Origin of the sequence: Ruminococcoides bili (genome assembly GCF_040093295.1) — a bacterium.
GTDB lineage: Bacteria > Bacillota > Clostridia > Oscillospirales > Acutalibacteraceae > Ruminococcoides > Ruminococcoides intestinale_A.
Window position 1 is genome coordinate 15,108 of sequence record NZ_JBBNJY010000010.1, and the last position, 18,311, is coordinate 33,418.

Here is an 18,311-nt window from a genome sequence, read left to right on the forward strand (position 1 = left end):
AAGTAGAGTCAACGCTGTACTTTCCCGTTACTTTTTCGTATGCCGAAATTTTTATTGTATATGTGCCTGCCGAAATATATAACTTCTCATTAAAACTTCCGCTGTGACAGCTTTCTTCAACATAATTATCCCCGATTATGTTTTATCAATATTTAATTTTATCTGTTCAAAAGTTACACCGTATTTTTTTGCAATATCTCTTGCATAACTGCTTCCTTGCGGCGGTGAAATGTAAACTTTAAACGAGCGTTCACCGTTGTCAACTCCCGTTACAAGGCTTTGTACAATACTTTTGCCCTCTGTTTTGGTGTTCATTTCGTCAAGGTTTTTAGCCAAATCGTGCATATGTGTGTTAAACACCGACCTTACTCCGAGGTAACGCATTGCCCGCACGACATCTTTTGCAATAAACAAACCCTCCGATACATTTGTGGTTGCAAGGCTTTCATTAAGCAAAAGCATACTGTTTTCGGTTGCAATATCAAAAATTTCCGCAAGTCTTTTGCTTTCTTCGCCAAGTCTGCCCAGGTCAACTGTGTCGTTTTCGTCTGCCGGAAAGTGCGTAAAAATATTATCGCAAGGACTGATTTTCAGCTCACGGCAAGGTGCGTAAATACCGTTTTGAGCAAGCAAAACAGCAAGACCGACAGCTTGAGTGAAAGTGGTCTTTCCTCCCCTGTTCGGACCCGTAAGAATATAAATTCTGCCTGATTCGTCGTCAAAATCAATATCATTTGCCACGATATTAAATTCTTCTCCGTTCACACGCTTTATGCCGAGTTTCAGATTATACACGCCTTTAGCAAAAATCTCTCTGTTTTCCGACGGCAGGATTTCGGGCTTGCACATATCAAGTCCTTTTGCTCTGATTTTTTCAACCAGCTCTGCCCACCTTATATAAAAAACGATTTCAGGCATAAGCGCAGAAAGCGTGTATCCGCTGATATTTACATACTTTGTAAGCACGCTCTGAATGTCACGGACTGTTTTTCTCATAATATCGGTTACCGCCTTTTTAAGGCTGTCCGAAAGCGGATCGGCGCCTGTCAATCCGCTTGAGGTTATATGAGGATTACCGTTTGTCGGCACTGCGTCAAGAGTACCGATTCCTATATCATTTTCCTTAAACTTCGGACTTGACGGGTGAAATTTCTTAATATCCGATATATCTGTACCGAAATGAATTTCATCTCCGTTGTTGGTAAACTTCATAAAATGCTGCATAAGTCCCGAAGATGTAAAAGCCTTATCGTTAAGCGACAAAATTCCCGCATTTTTCGGTCTTAACAAATCATCAAGATTTACTCCTATCGTAATGCTCTTTACTTTTTGCACCTTGGCAAAGGTTTCGTTAATGTCGGCTTTTAACTGCGGAAAACCGCTGTTGGCATAAATATCGGTAACTTCTTTTTTCAGGGTAAGCAATCCCTCCGACTTTATATCAAGACTTTCAAGGCATTCTTTTATTTTTGTAATGCAATTAACATAACCGTCAATCTCTCGCAGACGGTTAATCAACTTCCATAAAGAAGATGCCTCCGTGTCCTTTTGAAATCTTGAAATGTCACGCAAATCGTTAAGTTCTTCAAGAAGTTGAGCAAGAGAATCACGCAGTTTCGGAAATCTTAGAAAATCGTCAAACACATCTCCCCTATATTTCACGGTTTCTGCATCGTCTGTAATTTCGGTCATAATTTTCATTATAACATTTTGCTCATATTCACTTTTGGTAAGCGCCTTACAAATAAAATCAAGCGAAAGGTCGTTTATACTTTCTTTTGTCAGGCTCTTGAATACCGCTTTTGAATTTTGCGGATTCAACAAACTTATTTCAGCCATAAGATTATACCGCCTTTTATAAAAAATATCTACATCTTCACAAAGTTAAGTTTAATATATTGTTAAACTTTCACTATATATAAAATAACATTATTTTCGTTAAATGTCAAAGATTTTTTGTTGCAGATTGTCAAACATTTAAGATTTTTAAAAATATAATAAAATTATTGTGATTTATTAGTCTGTTTTATGTACTCGTAACCTTGCACTATTATGCTCAATTTGCTATAATAAAATTTATAATCAGTAATTAAAGGAGCTTTATAAATGAAAGGTATTCGATTTTTTGCGGCGCTTTATGCCGCAAAGCTTGCGACTGTGGCACTTTCTGTAATGCACCGCAACGGTACTCATATGCCGGGCGTACTTGCTATGAAAATCTGCCCCGACTTTCTCGGCAGAATGGACAAGCCGAAAACAATCATCGGCATAACCGGCACAAACGGCAAAACCACAACTGCAAATATGATTAACGATATTCTTGCAGACAACGGGTATTCTCCTGTAAATAACCGTGCAGGCAGTAACATTCTCGGCGGTGTGGCAACAACCTTGATCTCCGCCGTTAATTTGAGAGGCAAAACAGTAAAAGACCTTGCTGTACTTGAGCTTGATGAACGCAGTTCAAGACTTATATATCCGTATGTTCATCCGACATACTTACTCTGCACAAACCTTTTCAGAGATTCTTACAAGCGTAATGCTCACTCTGAATTTATATTCGACATTCTCGACAAGCACATTCCAAAGCAGACAAAACTTGTTTTAAATGCAGACGACCTTGTAAGTGCAAGACTTGCCAAAGGCAATGACAGAGTATATTTCGGCATTGAGAAGCAGGACAACGAGGTTCTCAATGAGAATACAATAATCATCGACACTCCGCTTTGCCCCGAGTGCGGCAGCAGACTTGAATATGACTTCCGCCGTTATCATCATATCGGTTCGGCTCACTGTACAAAATGCGGTTTCCGTTCGCCAAAAGCCGATTACGATGTTACAAAGGTAAACGAAAGCACCGGAAGAATTACAATGTCACTCAAGGGCAAACAGGCTGATTTTAAAGCAGTCGGTACTTCTGTTACGGATACCTACAACCTTGCAGGTGCGATTGCCGTTCTCTCCGAATTTGGTCTTAGCGCAGAGCAGCTTAAGAAATCCGTTGAAAAACTTGAAATTGTAAAGAGCCGTTATGACGAAGAAAAAATCGGCGACAAGCAGGTTATTATGAGTGTTGCAAAGGGACAGAACCCCGTAGCCTGCTCAAGAGTATTTTCTTCCATTAAAAATCACACAGGCAAAAAAGCCGTTGTACTTATGCTTGACGACCTCGGCGACGCCGAAGAAACAAGCGAAAACACAGCTTGGATATACGATACCGACTTTGAATTTTTAAATGACGATTCAATTACACAGGTAATTTGCAGCGGTGTTCGCCGTACAGACTACAAGGTAAGACTTCTGCTCGCAGGCGTTCCCGAAGAAAAAATTACTTGTGTTGAAAAAGAGTCCGATGCGGCAAATGAAGTTGACCTTGACAAAGCAGATACAATTTTCTTCCTTTATGATGTTTACACAACATCTTACGCCGCAATTTCAAAAAATACAATCAGTGACAGAATGGCTGAAAGGGGTGCAAAACAATGAAAATAGAAATTCTATTCCCTGAAATATGCAATCTTTTCGGCGATATGGGCAATATGAAATATCTGAAAAAATGTTTGCCGAACGCTGAATTTATTTCAACCGCATTTGGTGACAAACCGCTTTTTGCAGACGAACGGCCAAATTTAATTTACCTTGCACCGTCAAACGAAAAAAATCAAGAGCTTATAATAAAAGCTCTGCTCCCCTACCGTGACAGACTCAAAGAATTGATTGACAACGGCACTCCTATGCTTTTCACGGGCAATTCGGGAGAAATTCTTTTTAAAGAGATAGAAAACTATGACGGCAGAAAAATCCCTGCGCTTAATATTTTTCCGTTTACCGCAAAGCGTGAGCAATACACAAGATTTAACGGTCTTAACCACGGCACAATGGCAGACGGAACAGAAATTCTCGGTTTCAGAAGCCAGTTTACATATTGGTTTGGTGATAATTCCGATTGTTTCTTTGTCAAATGCATTAAGGGAATCGGTATTAATAAAGAGTCCGATAAAGAGGGCATTATGGTGAACAATGCAATTGCCACGGCACAGCTCGGACCGCTCCTCGTAAATAACCCCGCATTTACAAAAAGATTATTAAAACTTATGGGCGCCGAAAACACCGCACTCGCATTTGAAGACGATGTAAAAAAAGCCTTTGAAATTCGCAAAGCAGAGTTTGAAAATCCAAAGACTAAATTTATTTTGTAATTAATATTTTAAGCATAAAGCCTGTTGATTCAGTATAATCGACAGGCTTTGATTTTTGGTTTTTTATTAAATTCGGGATAAATTTCGGTTTAAGCCGCATACTGCGACAAGTAATTATAAAAAATTGCGTGTGGTGTGTGCAAAGCCAATAAAATCTTCCGTCACAGCAAACTAAATTTAATAGCCATAACTTACATTTACCCAACTGCCGCCCTGCTTATCAGCAATCATCGCCTTGGGCAAGAGTTTTGGTAAGATGCAGTTGTCCGCCGTCGTTTCTGTAATTTCTTTCGTCCATATTGCAAAGGCAAGGCACAAACTCAAAACAATTCTCTCATTTGCCGATTTTACCTTTTCTTAAAAACTTTTACATCAATTTCTGGGGCAAATCGGAAAGTTTACCCAAAGCGGGTTTAAAACACAGCAATTTCACAGACTTCGCATAAATTCCGTACTTTAACAATTGTATCATTCATTTTGTATATAATTAAAACAGTATTCCTACTGCTCATTAAATATAATCATTCACAACAAAGTATCTCTTTAGGAACTTTGCCTTTGGTAGAATACACATTTATACTGTTTTTAATCTGCATAAAAATTGTGTCGACAATTTCTTGAGTTATAACTTCGCCCTTTGCCACAATCGGAATCCCGGGCGGATATGCCCACACATACTCAAGTGAAATTTTATTAATACTGTTTTTCAATCTGTAAAAATCTCCGCTTTTGCCGCTGCAATCACAAGGATTCAGTGCTATGCGAGGCTGTGAAAGAAGCAGATTATTATAATTTAATTCTTTTGCAGAACATTCGCTGTCAATGATTTGTAACGCATTTACAAGTCTTGCAAAACCCTCATCAGTATCGCAAACTGTCGTAATAAGTAAAACATAGTCCGAGCATACCATTTCAGGCTCAATTTTAAAATCATTTCTAAGTTTGTCCGCAAGCTGAACACCGTTAATATTCAGTCCTTTTACGGACACGGTAATTTTAGAAATATCAAAATCAAAAAAATTATGATTTTTAATATTATCATTGCCACAGCAAAGAACCTTTATATTTTTCAATTCTCGGCATTTTTCGTCAAAAGAATTAAGCCTGATTATATATTCATCAAAAGCCTTTGTATTCTTACAAAAATCAAGGCACTTTTCGATTGACGACATAAAAACATATGACGGACTGCTGGTTTCAAAAATTGCAAGGTTTTCGGCAAGAGGATTGATTAATTCTTCGTTTGAAGTGAGCAAAAGCGCAGTTTGTGTAAGTGACGGCAAAGTTTTATGCAAACTTGCAACCGCTGCATCCGCCCCACTTGCCACTGCCTCACTCGGAAAACTTTTTGAAAACGGAAAATGCGCCCCATGCGCCTCATCTACAAGCACCATCACATTATGTAAATGTGCAATCCTGCAAATTTCTTTTATGTCGGACACCACGCCCTCATAGGTCGGAGAAGTGATAATCAACAGCTTTGCATCGGGATTTTCCCTAATTGCTTTTTCTGCCTGTGACGGTGTAATCGAACAGTTTATACCAAACTCTTTATCAACTTTCGGCACAATATATTTTGGGGTTAATCCGCAAAGCTCAAGCGCATTATAAACAGACTTGTGACTGTTGCGGGCAACAATCACCTTATCTCCCTTGTCGGTCATGGCACGAACAGCAGACAATATTCCGCCCGTTGCGCCGTTTACAAGCAAAAATGCTTTCTTAACATTATATAATTTCTCCGCAAGGTTCTGCACTTCAAGAATACAACCCTCCGCATTATGCAAATTGTCAAAGCCGTCAATCTCTGTAAGGTCAATTTCATAAGGCATTATGCCGTCACAAAGCATAGGATTGCGTTTATGTCCCGGCATATGAAATGGATATACTCCGATTTCGGAATACATTTTTAATTTATCGTACAGCATTACCAGTCAGTGCCAAACTCTCTTAATTCAAGTCCCTTGTTATGCTCAAGCGCCCAGTCAATGCTCCAATAACTTGTAAACAGCAACAAATGATTGCCTTTTAAGTCCTGAATACGCTTTGTATCTGACGCAAGGTCAAGTTCCTTTGGATTTACATCTTTATTTACAATCCATCTGATATATTCGTAAGGCAGATTTTCCATAATAATATCAACATTGTATTCGTTTTCAAGGCGGTATTTAAGAACATCAAACTGCAGCACACCTACTACGCCTACAATTACTTCTTCCATACCTGCGTCAAGTTCCTGGAAAATCTGAATTGCACCTTCCTGCGCAATCTGACTTGTACCCTTTATGAACTGCTTACGCTTCATAGTGTCTTTCTGACGAACAAGAGCAAAATGCTCGGGTGCAAAGGTAGGAATACCCTTAAACTGAACTTTCTTTCCCGGTGAACAGATTGTATCGCCTATAGAGAAAATACCCGGGTCAAACACACCGATAATATCGCCTGCATATGCCTCTTCCACTATTTCACGCTCCTGCGCCATAATCTGTTGTGGCTGAGAAAGACGCATTTTTTTGTTGCCCTGAAGGTGGTAAACCTCCATATTTTTCTCAAACTTGCCACTGCAAATTCTCATAAACGCAACTCTGTCACGATGCGCCTTGTTCATATTCGCCTGTATTTTAAATACAAATGCCGAGAAATAATCAGACATTGGCTCAACAATGCCGTCAACGGTTTCTCTTGCAAGCGGTGAAGTTGTTATTTTTAAGAACTGCTCAAGGAACGGCTCTACACCAAAGTTTGTGAGGGCAGAACCAAAGAATACAGGTGTAAGCTCGCCTCGTCTTACAGCCTCAAGGTCAAAGTCATCGCCTGCACCGTCAAGCAGCTCTATATCATCAAACAAATCCTGTCTGTGGTACATACCGATTACATCATCTATGCTCGGATCATCAAGGCTGATTTCGTTTTTCTCAACCTCTTTCTGACCGTTGTTAGCGGTAAACGCAAGAATTTTCTTTGAGTTTCTGTCATACACACCCTTAAATTCTTTACCGGAACCGATAGGCCAGTTTATAGGGCAGGTATGAATACCGAGTACATTTTCTATGTCTTCAAGTAAATCAAATGGATTTTTTGCATCTCTGTCCATCTTATTGATAAATGTAATAATCGGAATATGGCGCATTACACAAACCTTAAAAAGTTTGATAGTCTGTCGCTCAACACCCTTTGAACCGTCAATTACCATTACCGCCGAATCGGCAGCCATAAGTGTACGGTAGGTATCTTCGGAGAAATCCTGATGTCCGGGGGTGTCAAGAATATTTATGCAGTAGCCGTTATACTTAAACTGCAAAACAGAAGAAGTAACGGAAATACCACGCTGTTTTTCAATTTCCATCCAGTCCGATACTGCGTGCTTTGCAGTACGCTTGCCCTTTACAGAGCCTGCAAGATTGATTGCTCCGCCGTATAAAAGGAGTTTTTCTGTAAGTGTTGTTTTACCCGCGTCAGGGTGCGAAATAATCGCAAAAGTCCTGCGCTTGCTGATTTCTTCGTTTAATGAACTCATCTTTTACAATCCTTTCGGAATCATTTTTACATACTTTTCTACAATACTATATTTTACTATTTTTATTATATATATGTCAATAAAACGGAAGAAAAATATTTGTTTTACGGTATATAAAAAATCAATTGCTACAAAAGCTTGACAAATTTGTAATTTTATTGTAATATATAATTGATGAAGGTAATAAATTCATTTTATATTTTGTTTTTTCCTATTTTTTCATATACCTTCCAAATCGGGGCAGGAGTTTTACTTCTGCCTCAAATTCTTTTACGGAGATTATTATGAGTAAATCAATCGGACTGTATCTGCATATCCCATTTTGCAAAAGCAAATGCCCTTACTGCGATTTTTACAGCACAAGGGCGGGCGAATATGAATATAACGACTATGTTATTGCTTTAAAAGAAAAATTAAAATATTGGAGCAATCACTTTAACGGAACTGTAAAGACCGTATATATCGGCGGAGGCACTCCGAGCGTTCTTGGAGCGGAAAGGCTTTGCGATATTCTTAGTTCTGTAAAAGAAAATTTTACACTCGAAAGCAATGCGGAAATCACGGTTGAAGTAAACCCTGACAGCGGAAAAAAACTTGATTTTGCCTTAATGAAAAGTACAGGCTTTAACCGCTTGTCAATCGGTATGCAAAGCGCAGTACCCGCCGAATTAAAAAAGCTCGGCAGAATACACACCGCCGAAGACGCAAAACATACGGCAGAGCTTGCACAAGCTGCGGGAATTACCAACATTTCACTTGACCTTATGACAGGTATTCCTCTGCAAACAAAGGAAACTCTGAAACAATCCGTTGACTTTTGCGCTCAATGCGGAGTCACTCATATTTCATCGTATATTTTGAAAATTGAGGAAAACACAAAATTTGCGCAAATAGAATCAAAATTAAATCTTCCGAGCGATGACGAGCAGGCTGAACTCTACCTATATACAGTTGAATTGCTTGAACAATACGGCTATATGCAATATGAAATTTCTAATTTCGCAAAAAAAGGCTTTGAAAGCAGACATAATTCAAGCTATTGGGAATGTGGCGAGTACATTGGCATAGGTCCGTCCGCTCATTCCTTCTTTAACGGTAAAAGATTTTTCTATGACAGAAGTATAGAGAATTTTAAAGCAAACAAAATTATCAATGACGGCGAGGGCGGCACTGCCGAAGAATATATTATGCTGTCTTTGCGATTGAAAAAGGGACTCGATACCGAAGAATATGCCAAAAAATACGGTACTCCGTTGCCGCAGAGTTTTTTCAAAAAAACTGATTTGTATGTAAAAAACGGTTTTATGGAACACAACGGCACTTCTTTTACTCCGAAAGGCTTTTTGGTTTCAAACACAATACTTGCCGATTTAATATAACTTAAATTTTAACAATTTTATAAAATAATGTTAATTTTAATTTCGTTGCCGTAACAACATATTTGCCGACCGAAAAATATTATACTTATACCACAAGGTAAGTAATTACAACAACTTACAATTGTATAAATAAATATTTTGGAGGCAACTATGGATTATAAAATGTTTTGTTATCAATGTCAGGAAACAGCTAATTGTTCAGGCTGTACAGTAAGCGGTGTATGCGGCAAAAAGCCTGATACAGCAAATATGCAGGACTTGCTCGTATATGTTACAAAGGGCATTTCGGCAGTTACCACACAAATCAGAGCAGAGGGAAAACAGATTGACAAAAGCATAAATCATCTTATTACTCTCAACCTTTTCACAACAATTACAAACGCAAATTTTGACAAAGATGTTATCGTTGAACGCATTAAAACAACCCTCAAAGTAAAAGAGAATTTGTTAAAAGAAGTTTTCGATAAATCAGCACTTCCAAGCGCATCTTTATGGAACGGAAATGAAAGTGAATTTGCGGCAAAAGCGGCTACAGTCGGCGTACTTGCCACAGAAAACGAAGACATAAGAAGTCTTAGGGAACTTATAACCTACGGCTTAAAGGGACTTTCGGCATACAGCAAACACGCAAATGTTCTTATGGAAGACAATGAAAAGCTTGACGCTTTCTTACAGAGAGCGCTGTCGATGTTGCTTGACGATACACTGTCAGTTGACGACCTTGTAGCACTGACGCTTGAAACAGGTAAATTCGGCGTTGACGGAATGGCTATGCTTGACAAAGCCAATACTTCCGCATACGGTAATCCCGAAATTACAAAAGTCAACATCGGTGTACGCAGTAACCCTGCAATTCTTGTTTCGGGGCACGATCTTCGAGATCTTGAAATGCTTTTAGAACAGGCAAAAGATACAGGTGTAGATGTTTACACTCATTCGGAAATGTTGCCTGCGCACTACTACCCTACTTTTAAAAAATACAGCCATTTTGTCGGCAATTACGGCAACGCATGGTGGAAACAAAAAGAAGAGTTTGAGAGCTTTAACGGCGCAATTCTTATGACTACAAACTGTATTGTACCGCCAAAGGACAGCTACAAAGACAGAATGTTTACAACAGGCGCAGCGGGCTATCCGGGTGTAAAACACATCGGCGGCGAAATCGGAGAAATAAAAGATTTTTCGGAAATCATTGAAGTTGCAAAAAAATGCAAACCTCCCGTTGAAATCGAAAGAGGCGAGATTGTAGGCGGATTTGCTCATAATCAGGTACTTTCTCTTGCCGATAAAATTGTAGAGGCCGTGCAGAACGGCGACATCAAGAAATTCATTGTAATGGCAGGCTGTGACGGCAGAGCAAAGTCAAGAAATTACTACACCGAATTTGCAAAAGCATTGCCAAAAGATACGGTAATTCTCACCGCAGGCTGTGCAAAATACAAATACAATAAACTTAATCTCGGCGATATAAACGGTATTCCCCGTGTTCTCGATGCAGGTCAGTGCAACGATTCCTACTCGCTTGCGGTTATTGCACTTAAGCTAAAAGAAGTGTTCGGTCTTGATGACATTAACGAACTTCCAATTATCTACAATATTGCCTGGTATGAGCAAAAAGCCGTAATCGTTCTTCTCTCTTTGCTTTACCTCGGAGTCAAAAACATCCATCTCGGCCCTACACTCCCTGCTTTCCTCTCTCAAAATATATTAAATGTACTTGTAGAAAACTTCGGAATAAGCGGTATCGGTTCTGTAGAGGACGATATAAAACTTTTCTTTAATAAGTAAGATTAGTGTTTAACGCACGGTTATTATTAAATAATTATAAAAGTTCGTCAAATTTTTCACTGACTGATATTTACCCCAACTTTTGATAAAAATAAAAATCACGGGCAAAACATTATGCTTGTTTTGCCCGATTTGCTTATATACCAAAAAACAGCCGCATTGCTGCGGCTGCCCTCAGTTTTTATGAAGTTTTGAAATTATCGTGAAAACACGGTGTTATCAATGTAACTCGGGTTATCAGCCAACCTTGGCATCTGCTGTATCACCAAAGAAATTGAATCTGAAAAGTTTGCTTTCATCATTCTTATTATCACAGATGATGCTTGCCTCTGCAATTCTGCCGCCCTCAATAAGCTTTGTTAAGCCAACGAGCTGACAAAGTTTGCTCTTAAGGTTTAATCTGTCGCCTTCGCTTGTAACGAGATATACATTGCCCTCGCAGGTATCGAGCACGGCGAGGAATTTGGTTACATCAATGTCGTGTAAATTAAGGATTGGTGTCATAAAAATTTCCTCCTTTAAAAATATCAATTTTTATTTTTTCGTGCGCCATTTACCATTTGGCAAAATCTAGACTTAAATTCGACTTAATTAATTTTACTCGAGTAATGTGACTGTTTAATCAGCCGATAGTCAAGCGGACTATTTACTTGACAATTATTATTATACTCAAAAGTTCGTGAAAGTCAACATTTTTTAAAATATTTATTTGTGTAATATGCTACTCAAATGTACATATCAACTAATTTAAAGTTGATATTTTTGTCTATATATTACAACAGTTAGAACATATGTTTACATTTTCTTCATTTGCTTTTTGCATTAGTTAATCATCTTTACCATTATAAAAGGATACTTAGAACAATATTTTGACTTTTTTAACAAAGTTGTATTTTTCATAAACAGAATAATATATCTATTACGATTGACTAAAAACAAAAATAATACTATAATTACACTAAAAGATGAGGTGAAAACATTGATAAAGCTCTATTTAGCTGATATTTCAGTTCTTTGCGACCCCTTGAATGATAACGGTAAAATTTCTCTTTTACCTCAAGAAAGGCAAATAAAGATACTAAGATATAAACTTGCCGACGATCGCAAACGCTCGCTCGGAGCAGGTTTAATTATAAATAAAATTCTCAATGAGAATAATATTGACATAAATTCAATTTATTACGGCAGTAACGGCAAACCGTATGTTGATAAAATTTTCTTTAATGCGGCTCACTCCGGTAACTTTGCTTTCGGAGTCAGTTCCGATAAGGAGATAGGCTGTGATGTTGAAATCATTAAAAAACCTCGCCTTGACATTGCAAAAAGATTTTTCACCGAAAATGAATACAATTATATTATTCATTCGGAAAATACAAGCAATGCATTTTACAAACTTTGGACGATTAAAGAAAGTTATATAAAGCAGAGCGGCAAGGGATTGCGAACACCTCTCAACAGTTTTGAAATTAATATAAATAAAGATACAATTACCGTTTCGGAAAATAACACAAAGAAAAATTGCTATATCACCCACTTTGAATTTAAAAATCATTCATTTGCCATATGCAGTATAGAAGAACCTCCGCTTGAAATTAAATTTAATTACTTATAAAGTAGTTCTGTTCAAAATGTTTTATAATCATTTAAGCAAAAGCGTGTACTAACCCCATAACTTGCAAAGCAAAACGCTCCGACTGCAATTAAACAGTCGGAGCGTTTTTATAATAGGTAGATTAATGATTGAATCTTGATAAAAATGCCTGTGTTCTCGGATTTTGCGGATTATTGATTACTTGTTCGGGTGTACCTTGCTCGGCAATTACACCGTCAGCCATAAAGATAATTTTATCTGCAACATCTCTTGCAAACTCAATCTCATGAGTAACAACAATCATTGTACTGTCAGAAGTTTTAAGACTTCTGATAACATTGAGCACCTCGCCTGTAAGTTCAGGGTCAAGTGCCGATGTAGGCTCGTCAAAGCACAAAACATCAGGATTAAGAGCAAGCGCTCTTGCAATGGCAACTCGCTGTTGCTGACCGCCGCTTAGGTTACAGGGAAATGATTCGCTCTTCTCCGAAAGTCCCACTTTTTCGAGCAAGCTCAATGCGGTTTCTCGGATAATTTTTTGTGCGTCTTTATAATTTTTCGCACCCATATATTCGCCTGTCTGCTTTATCTGTTCTTTTGCCGCAAGGTGTGGAGCAAGCATAATATTGTCAATTACGCTGTACTGCGGGAAAAGATTAAAAGACTGAAACACAAGTCCGAAATGCAGTCTGTTTTTGCGAATTTGTGACTCACTGTTTTTGCCGGAATCATTGCTGTCAAAAAGCACCTTATCCCCTACACTGATTTTGCCATTCTGCGGAGTTTCAAGAAAATTAAGGCATCTTAAAAGTGTGGTTTTGCCCGAACCGGAAGAACCGATAATTGCAAGCACCTCGCCTTTCTCAAGCGAAAAGCTGATGTCTTTCAGGACGGGAGTTTTGCCGTAGCTTTTACGGATATTTTCAACGCTTAACAATGACATAACTGTCCCTCCTTAACCTTTGTAATAATCGAGCTTTTTCTCTATAAACGAGAAAAGAATTGTTAAAACACCGCAGAATACAAGGTAAAATACCGCCGAGTAGAACAACGGCCAAATAAGTCCCTGCATTGAGAAGTCTTTTGCCATCATCAAAATTTCAGGAATAGCGATAACGCTTGAAAGTGATGTATCCTTTACAAGCGTAATAATTTCGTTGCCGATCGGTGCTGTGATTTTCTTTACAACCTGCATAAGCACAACCTTAAAGAAAATCTGCGGCTTAGTCATACCAAGCACCTGTCCTGCCTCATACTGTCCCTTTGGCACAGACTCAATACCGCCACGGTATATTTCAGAAAAATATGCCGAATAGTTAATAATAAATGCTATAAGCGCCGCATTTATTCTTGAAAAATTGAATCCGCCGTTTGTCATAAGCGGTGGTACATAGAACACAACAAAAAGCTGGAGCATAAGAGGTGTGCCTCTGATTATCCACACAAAAGTTTTTGTAATCCACTTAATCGGTTTAAATTTTGACATTGAACCCATAGAAACAATAAGTCCAAGCGGCATAGCCGCAAGAATTGTCACTATAAAGATAAGGCAGTTTTGTCCAAAACCCTCTAAAAGGCTGTTTGTAACATTTATAAACTGGTTCATAATTATTTTGCCTTTACAAGGAGTAAATCCTGAAGATTATATTTTTCTGCAATCTGCTCAAGTGAACCGTCATCGGCGCAAGCCTGAATAGCGTCATTGAGTTTTGCAAGAGTTTCTGTGCTGTCCTTACGAAGTGCGATACCGTACTGTTCAGGTGAGAAAGCCTTGTCAGAAACTACCTTGAGGTCTGAATAATCAGAACCCTCTGCAAGTGTACCGATTGACATTACATAGTCGATAACCGCAACATCAGCTGTGCCTGACTTAACCTCAAGCAAAGCCTTTGCCTGTGAGTCAACCGAAACATAATCGGCGCTTGTAAAGAATTCATCACTCTGGGCAACCTCTTCACCTGCTGACTTCTTCTCTGCAACGACAGTCTTACCCTTAAGTGCATCTGCCGATGTAAGCTGATCCGCAATGTCTGCCTTAGCAACCATAACCTGCTTATTCTCCATATACGGAGTTGAAATGCTCATATTTTCCTGACGCTCTTCTGTAATTGTAAGACCGTTCCAGATGCAGTCAATAGTCTTTGCATTAAGCTCTACTTCCTTTGAATCCCAGTCAATCTTCTGGAACTTAGGTGTAACGCCCATCTTTTCGCAAACCTTTGTAGCGAACTCTGTTTCAAAACCTGTGAGATTGCCGTTTTCGTCCATATAGTTCATCGGCTCAAAATATGTAATACCGATTACAAATTCGCCTTTATTCTGAATATAAGTCCAATCGTTTTCAGTTTCCGAAGAACCTTTAGCGGTTGTTGAATTTGAACCGCCGCAACCTGCAAGAGCAGTTGCCGCCATAACACCTGCAAGTAATAAAGCTGAAATCTTTTTCATAAATGTTTTCCTCCATAATTTAACTTAGCGAAAAGCTACACTATATTATAGCATTATCACATTAGCAAAGTAAAGTGTTTTCGACAGATTTTTCCCTGTTATCGTAAATTTTATAACATTATTACAATCTGCAAGTTTGCAAAATTGCAATCGGATAACAGTTTCTTAAAAAACAAACCTGTTATATTCTAAATGTTGGGGTAAAAATAATAAATAATGGTTTAGCAAATTGTTTCGACAAGCAATCAGCTAAACCATAATTATCCCCCAACTATAAAAAGCCAAAAAAACGGCACTGATAAAAAGTGCCGTTTTAAAGTTAAAATAATCAGCCGAGCTTTGCGGCAAGGAGATTACCCATATTGTACATACCTGCGCCCTGATCTGCAAGATAAACAGCGGCATTTACTGCGCCGACTGCAAATACCTCTTTTGATTGAGCCTGATGTGAAATAGTTACAACCTCATCGTGACCCGCAAAAATAACCTCGTGTTCGCCAACAATAGTACCGCCTCTTACAGAGTGAATACCGATTTCATTCTTAGAACGCTTTTTGCGGTAAGAATGGCGGTCATAAACATACTGCGGTTCTTCTGCAAGTGTGTCGGAAATGCCGTCTGCAATCATAAGTGCAGTACCGCTTGGAGCGTCAATTTTCTGATTGTGGTGTTTCTCTATGATTTCAATATCGAAATCTGCCGCACCGAGAATCTTTGCAGCCTCTTTTGAAAGCTCAATAAGAAGATTGATACCGAGCGACATATTTCCCGAATAGAAAACAGCTACACTTTCAGACGCTTTTTTTATTTTTTCAACCTGCTCCGGTGAATAACCTGTTGTGCAAAGTACGCAAGGAATTTTTTTCTCAAGCGCATATGCGAGAATATCGTCAAGAGATGCAGGATTTGAAAAATCTATAATAACATCAGCCTTTTTGTCTGATACGGCAAGGCTCTCAAATACAGGATAATCGTATGCAGGTGTGCCGAAAGGATCTGCACCGAAAACAATTTCACAGTCATTTCTTGACTGAACAGCCGAAGTAACGGCCTTACCCATTTTTCCGTTACAGCCTACAAGAGCTATATTTACCATTTTAAACTTCCCCTTTTGTACGAATTACTTTACGTGCTTGCCGAGAAGATCGTACTTAGCAAGGCAATCCTTAAGATCGTGATAGCCTGCTGCGCTCATAGGAACGAGCGGAAGTCTGCACTCACCGCAGTCAAAACCAAAGAGGTTCATAGCTGTCTTAATCGGAATAGGATTTACATCGTTAAACATAATGTTCATAAGCTCAAGATAGTGGAAATGGAGCTTTTGAGCCTCAGCAAAGTCATTTTCAAGACAAAGCTGACAAATCTTATGCATTTCGGCAGGGCAAATGTTTGCAAATACTGAAATTACACCTAAAGCGCCGAGTGACATAAACGGAACTGTCTGGTCGTCATTACCCGAATAAATGTCAAGATTATCTCCGCAAAGTGAACGAATGAGCGCAACCTGTGAAATATTGCCGCTTGCCTCTTTTGCAGCAACAATATTAGGGTGCTTGCAAAGCTCCTCATATGTCTTTGGCTGAATGTTACAGCCTGTTCTTGAAGGAACATTATAAAGAATGATAGGAAGGTCAACTGCATCCGCAATCACATTGAAGTGCTTTACAAGACCTGCCTGTGAAGTTTTATTGTAATATGGAGTTACACAAAGGAGTGCGTCTGCACCGGTCTTTTGGGCAGACTTTGAAAGCATAACGGCAGTTGAAGTATCATTGCTGCCTGTGCCTGCAATAACAGGAATTCTTCCGTTGATTTTCTCTGACACGAAAGAAAGCACTTTGCAGTGTTCTTCCTCCGAAAGAGTTGCTGCCTCGCCTGTTGTACCGCAAGCGATAATGGCATCTGTACCGTTTTCAACATGGAATTCAAGCAACTGCTCAAGTACATCATAATTTACGCTGCCGTCAGAATTCATAGGTGTTACAAGAGCAACACCGGAACCTGTGAAAATGTGATTTCCCATAATTTACCTCCATTTAAGATTTTTAATTTAAAATTAAATTTATAAAGCTGACGGCTTAAATCAGTCCATATAGCCTTCAGCGCAAAGAAGTTCCGCAAGCAATACTGCGCCGCCTGCTGCACCTCTTAATGTGTTGTGTGACATACAAACAAACTTGTAATCATACTGTGTGTCTTCTCTGAGTCTGCCTACAGAAACAGCCATACCGTTCTCAAGGTTTCTCTCGCTCTTAATCTGTGGACGATCAGGCTCTGTAAAGTAGTGTAAGAACTGCTTTGGTGCGCTCGGAAGCTCAAGCTCCTGTGCTCTGCCCTTGTATGATTCCCAAATCTTGATGATTTCTTCTACAGACGGTTTCTTTACGCCGTCTTTAAATGACATAAATACAGCAGCTGTGTGACCGTCTGAAACAGGTACACGAATACACTGTGCTGTGATGGCAATATCGTCTGTCTTAACGATTTTGCCGTTCTCAATATGGCCCCAAATCTTGAGCGGCTCCTGCTCTGACTTCTCTTCCTCACCGCCGATGTAAGGAATAACATTATCTATCATTTCAGGCCATGTCTTAAATGTTTTTCCTGCGCCTGAAATTGCCTGATATGTGCAAGCGAGAACCTTATTTACACCAAGCTCCTTGAGTGGGTGGATAGCAGGAACATAGCTCTGGAGTGAACAGTTAGACTTAACGGCAATAAAGCCTCTCTTTGTGCCGAGTCTTTTTCTCTGCTCGTCAATAATTTTGATATGATCTGCATTAATCTCCGGAATAACCATAGGAACATCCGGAGTAAATCTGTGTGCCGAGTTATTAGAAACGATTGGGCACTCTGCCTTTGCATATCTCTCTTCAAGAGCTTTGATTTCGTCTTTCTTCATATTTACAGCGCAGAAACAGAAGTCAACCTGTGAAGCAACCTCTTCAACATTCTCTGCGTCAACAATTACCATATCTTTATATTTCTCTGGAAGATCCTTTGTCATATGCCATCTTCCCTCAACTACATCACCGTATTTTTTACCGGCACTTCTTGCACTTGCCGCAAGAACCTTTACCTCAAACCATGGGTGATTCTCAAGAAGGAGAGCAAAACGCTGACCAACCATACCTGTTGCACCGATAATACCAACTTTAAATTTCTTCTGATTCACAACAATTCCTCCGAATGAAATATTTTTTATAAAAAGCAGTTGCCTTATTTGATAAAATATTATATTATTAAGACAGTGTGTTTTGCAATGCCGAGCTTTGTCGAACAAACGCACAAACTGCTCATATTAAATTATAATATATCATTTAATATTTATAATGTCAATTATTTTTGCAATCACAAACACAATTTTTATAAATTTTCAGCCTCATTTT

General features: G+C 38.9%; 15 protein-coding genes. 5 read left to right on the top strand and 10 right to left on the bottom strand.

Translation table 11 applies throughout. The features are described from left to right. Positions 1 to 135: 135 nt before the first annotated feature. Positions 136 to 1,839: a MutS-related protein gene (locus tag AAAY30_RS05000; protein ID WP_252559445.1), complete on the bottom strand. Its 1,704-nt coding sequence runs from the start codon at positions 1,837 to 1,839 to the stop codon at positions 136 to 138. Positions 1,840 to 2,106: 267 nt separating this feature from the next. Between AAAY30_RS05000 and AAAY30_RS05005 the strand changes: the two genes are divergently transcribed. Next, positions 2,107 to 3,486, top strand: a complete 1,380-nt coding sequence (locus AAAY30_RS05005) for a Mur ligase family protein (RefSeq protein ID WP_022235089.1) — start codon at positions 2,107 to 2,109, stop codon at positions 3,484 to 3,486. Next, positions 3,483 to 4,199: a hypothetical protein gene (locus tag AAAY30_RS05010; protein WP_412438008.1), complete on the top strand. Its 717-nt coding sequence runs from the start codon at positions 3,483 to 3,485 to the stop codon at positions 4,197 to 4,199. Before AAAY30_RS05005 ends, AAAY30_RS05010 begins: the two co-directional genes overlap by 4 nt. A gap of 521 nt (positions 4,200 to 4,720) precedes the next feature. On the opposite strand, the gene AAAY30_RS05015 is transcribed toward AAAY30_RS05010, so the two are convergent. After that, positions 4,721 to 6,127 carry an aminotransferase class I/II-fold pyridoxal phosphate-dependent enzyme gene (locus AAAY30_RS05015; protein ID WP_499215782.1) on the bottom strand — a complete coding sequence of 469 codons (1,407 nt, stop codon included), beginning with the start codon at positions 6,125 to 6,127 and terminating at the stop codon, positions 4,721 to 4,723. Continuing rightward, on the bottom strand, positions 6,127 to 7,716 hold the full coding sequence (locus AAAY30_RS05020; RefSeq protein WP_418523237.1) for a peptide chain release factor 3: 1,590 nt from the start codon (positions 7,714 to 7,716) through the stop codon (positions 6,127 to 6,129). Before AAAY30_RS05020 ends, AAAY30_RS05015 begins: the two co-directional genes overlap by 1 nt. A gap of 284 nt (positions 7,717 to 8,000) precedes the next feature. Between AAAY30_RS05020 and hemW the strand changes: the two genes are divergently transcribed. Next, positions 8,001 to 9,095, top strand: coding sequence for a radical SAM family heme chaperone HemW (gene hemW, locus AAAY30_RS05025; protein WP_499215783.1), 1,095 nt, complete (start codon positions 8,001 to 8,003; stop codon positions 9,093 to 9,095). Positions 9,096 to 9,245: 150 nt separating this feature from the next. Then, on the top strand, positions 9,246 to 10,883 hold the full coding sequence (hcp, locus tag AAAY30_RS05030; protein WP_337781619.1) for a hydroxylamine reductase: 1,638 nt from the start codon (positions 9,246 to 9,248) through the stop codon (positions 10,881 to 10,883). Between the two features lie 237 nt (positions 10,884 to 11,120). On the opposite strand, the gene AAAY30_RS05035 is transcribed toward hcp, so the two are convergent. Further along, entirely contained in the window at positions 11,121 to 11,387 is a 267-nt protein-coding gene (locus tag AAAY30_RS05035; protein ID WP_022235083.1) for a hypothetical protein, read from the bottom strand. Positions 11,388 to 11,862: 475 nt separating this feature from the next. On the opposite strand from AAAY30_RS05035, the gene AAAY30_RS05040 reads away from it, so the two are divergent. Continuing rightward, a complete protein-coding gene (locus AAAY30_RS05040) occupies positions 11,863 to 12,495 on the top strand; it encodes a 4'-phosphopantetheinyl transferase family protein (protein ID WP_337781620.1) in 633 nt (210 codons plus the stop codon). 121 nt (positions 12,496 to 12,616) lie between these two features. Here the strand turns inward: AAAY30_RS05040 and AAAY30_RS05045 are convergent, their stop codons facing one another. The 6 genes from AAAY30_RS05045 to asd form a co-directional block, all read right to left on the bottom strand. Next, positions 12,617 to 13,417, bottom strand: a complete 801-nt coding sequence (locus AAAY30_RS05045) for an amino acid ABC transporter ATP-binding protein (RefSeq protein WP_337781621.1) — start codon at positions 13,415 to 13,417, stop codon at positions 12,617 to 12,619. Between the two features lie 12 nt (positions 13,418 to 13,429). Further along, on the bottom strand, positions 13,430 to 14,080 hold the full coding sequence (locus tag AAAY30_RS05050) for an amino acid ABC transporter permease (protein WP_022235080.1): 651 nt from the start codon (positions 14,078 to 14,080) through the stop codon (positions 13,430 to 13,432). Positions 14,081 to 14,082: 2 nt separating this feature from the next. After that, positions 14,083 to 14,922, bottom strand: a complete 840-nt coding sequence (locus AAAY30_RS05055; RefSeq protein ID WP_249376553.1) for a transporter substrate-binding domain-containing protein — start codon at positions 14,920 to 14,922, stop codon at positions 14,083 to 14,085. Between the two features lie 328 nt (positions 14,923 to 15,250). Next, entirely contained in the window at positions 15,251 to 16,018 is a 768-nt protein-coding gene (gene dapB, locus AAAY30_RS05060; RefSeq protein WP_252559431.1) for a 4-hydroxy-tetrahydrodipicolinate reductase, read from the bottom strand. A 24-nt stretch (positions 16,019 to 16,042) separates the two neighbouring features. Continuing rightward, positions 16,043 to 16,945 carry a 4-hydroxy-tetrahydrodipicolinate synthase gene (gene dapA, locus AAAY30_RS05065; protein WP_294388478.1) on the bottom strand — a complete coding sequence of 301 codons (903 nt, stop codon included), beginning with the start codon at positions 16,943 to 16,945 and terminating at the stop codon, positions 16,043 to 16,045. Between the two features lie 60 nt (positions 16,946 to 17,005). Continuing rightward, positions 17,006 to 18,097: an aspartate-semialdehyde dehydrogenase gene (gene asd / locus AAAY30_RS05070; RefSeq protein ID WP_301954755.1), complete on the bottom strand. Its 1,092-nt coding sequence runs from the start codon at positions 18,095 to 18,097 to the stop codon at positions 17,006 to 17,008. Positions 18,098 to 18,311: the final 214 nt, after the last annotated feature.

Excerpts from the sequence above, each read along its gene's own strand:
- AAAY30_RS05050 (WP_022235080.1), bottom strand. The coding sequence starts at position 14,080 with ATGAACCAGTTTATAAATGTTACAAACAGCCTTTTAGAGGGTTTTGGA.
- dapA (WP_294388478.1), bottom strand. The coding sequence starts at position 16,945 with ATGGGAAATCACATTTTCACAGGTTCCGGTGTTGCTCTTGTAACACCT.
- AAAY30_RS05035 (WP_022235083.1), bottom strand. The coding sequence starts at position 11,387 with ATGACACCAATCCTTAATTTACACGACATTGATGTAACCAAATTCCTC.
- hcp (WP_337781619.1), top strand. The coding sequence starts at position 9,246 with ATGGATTATAAAATGTTTTGTTATCAATGTCAGGAAACAGCTAATTGT.
- AAAY30_RS05005 (WP_022235089.1), top strand. The coding sequence starts at position 2,107 with ATGAAAGGTATTCGATTTTTTGCGGCGCTTTATGCCGCAAAGCTTGCG.
- AAAY30_RS05010 (WP_412438008.1), top strand. The coding sequence starts at position 3,483 with ATGAAAATAGAAATTCTATTCCCTGAAATATGCAATCTTTTCGGCGAT.
- AAAY30_RS05015 (WP_499215782.1), bottom strand. The coding sequence starts at position 6,127 with ATGCTGTACGATAAATTAAAAATGTATTCCGAAATCGGAGTATATCCA.
- hemW (WP_499215783.1), top strand. The coding sequence starts at position 8,001 with ATGAGTAAATCAATCGGACTGTATCTGCATATCCCATTTTGCAAAAGC.
- AAAY30_RS05020 (WP_418523237.1), bottom strand. The coding sequence starts at position 7,716 with ATGAGTTCATTAAACGAAGAAATCAGCAAGCGCAGGACTTTTGCGATT.
- AAAY30_RS05045 (WP_337781621.1), bottom strand. The coding sequence starts at position 13,417 with ATGTCATTGTTAAGCGTTGAAAATATCCGTAAAAGCTACGGCAAAACT.
- AAAY30_RS05055 (WP_249376553.1), bottom strand. The coding sequence starts at position 14,922 with ATGAAAAAGATTTCAGCTTTATTACTTGCAGGTGTTATGGCGGCAACT.
- dapB (WP_252559431.1), bottom strand. The coding sequence starts at position 16,018 with ATGGTAAATATAGCTCTTGTAGGCTGTAACGGAAAAATGGGTAAGGCC.
- AAAY30_RS05000 (WP_252559445.1), bottom strand. The coding sequence starts at position 1,839 with ATGGCTGAAATAAGTTTGTTGAATCCGCAAAATTCAAAAGCGGTATTC.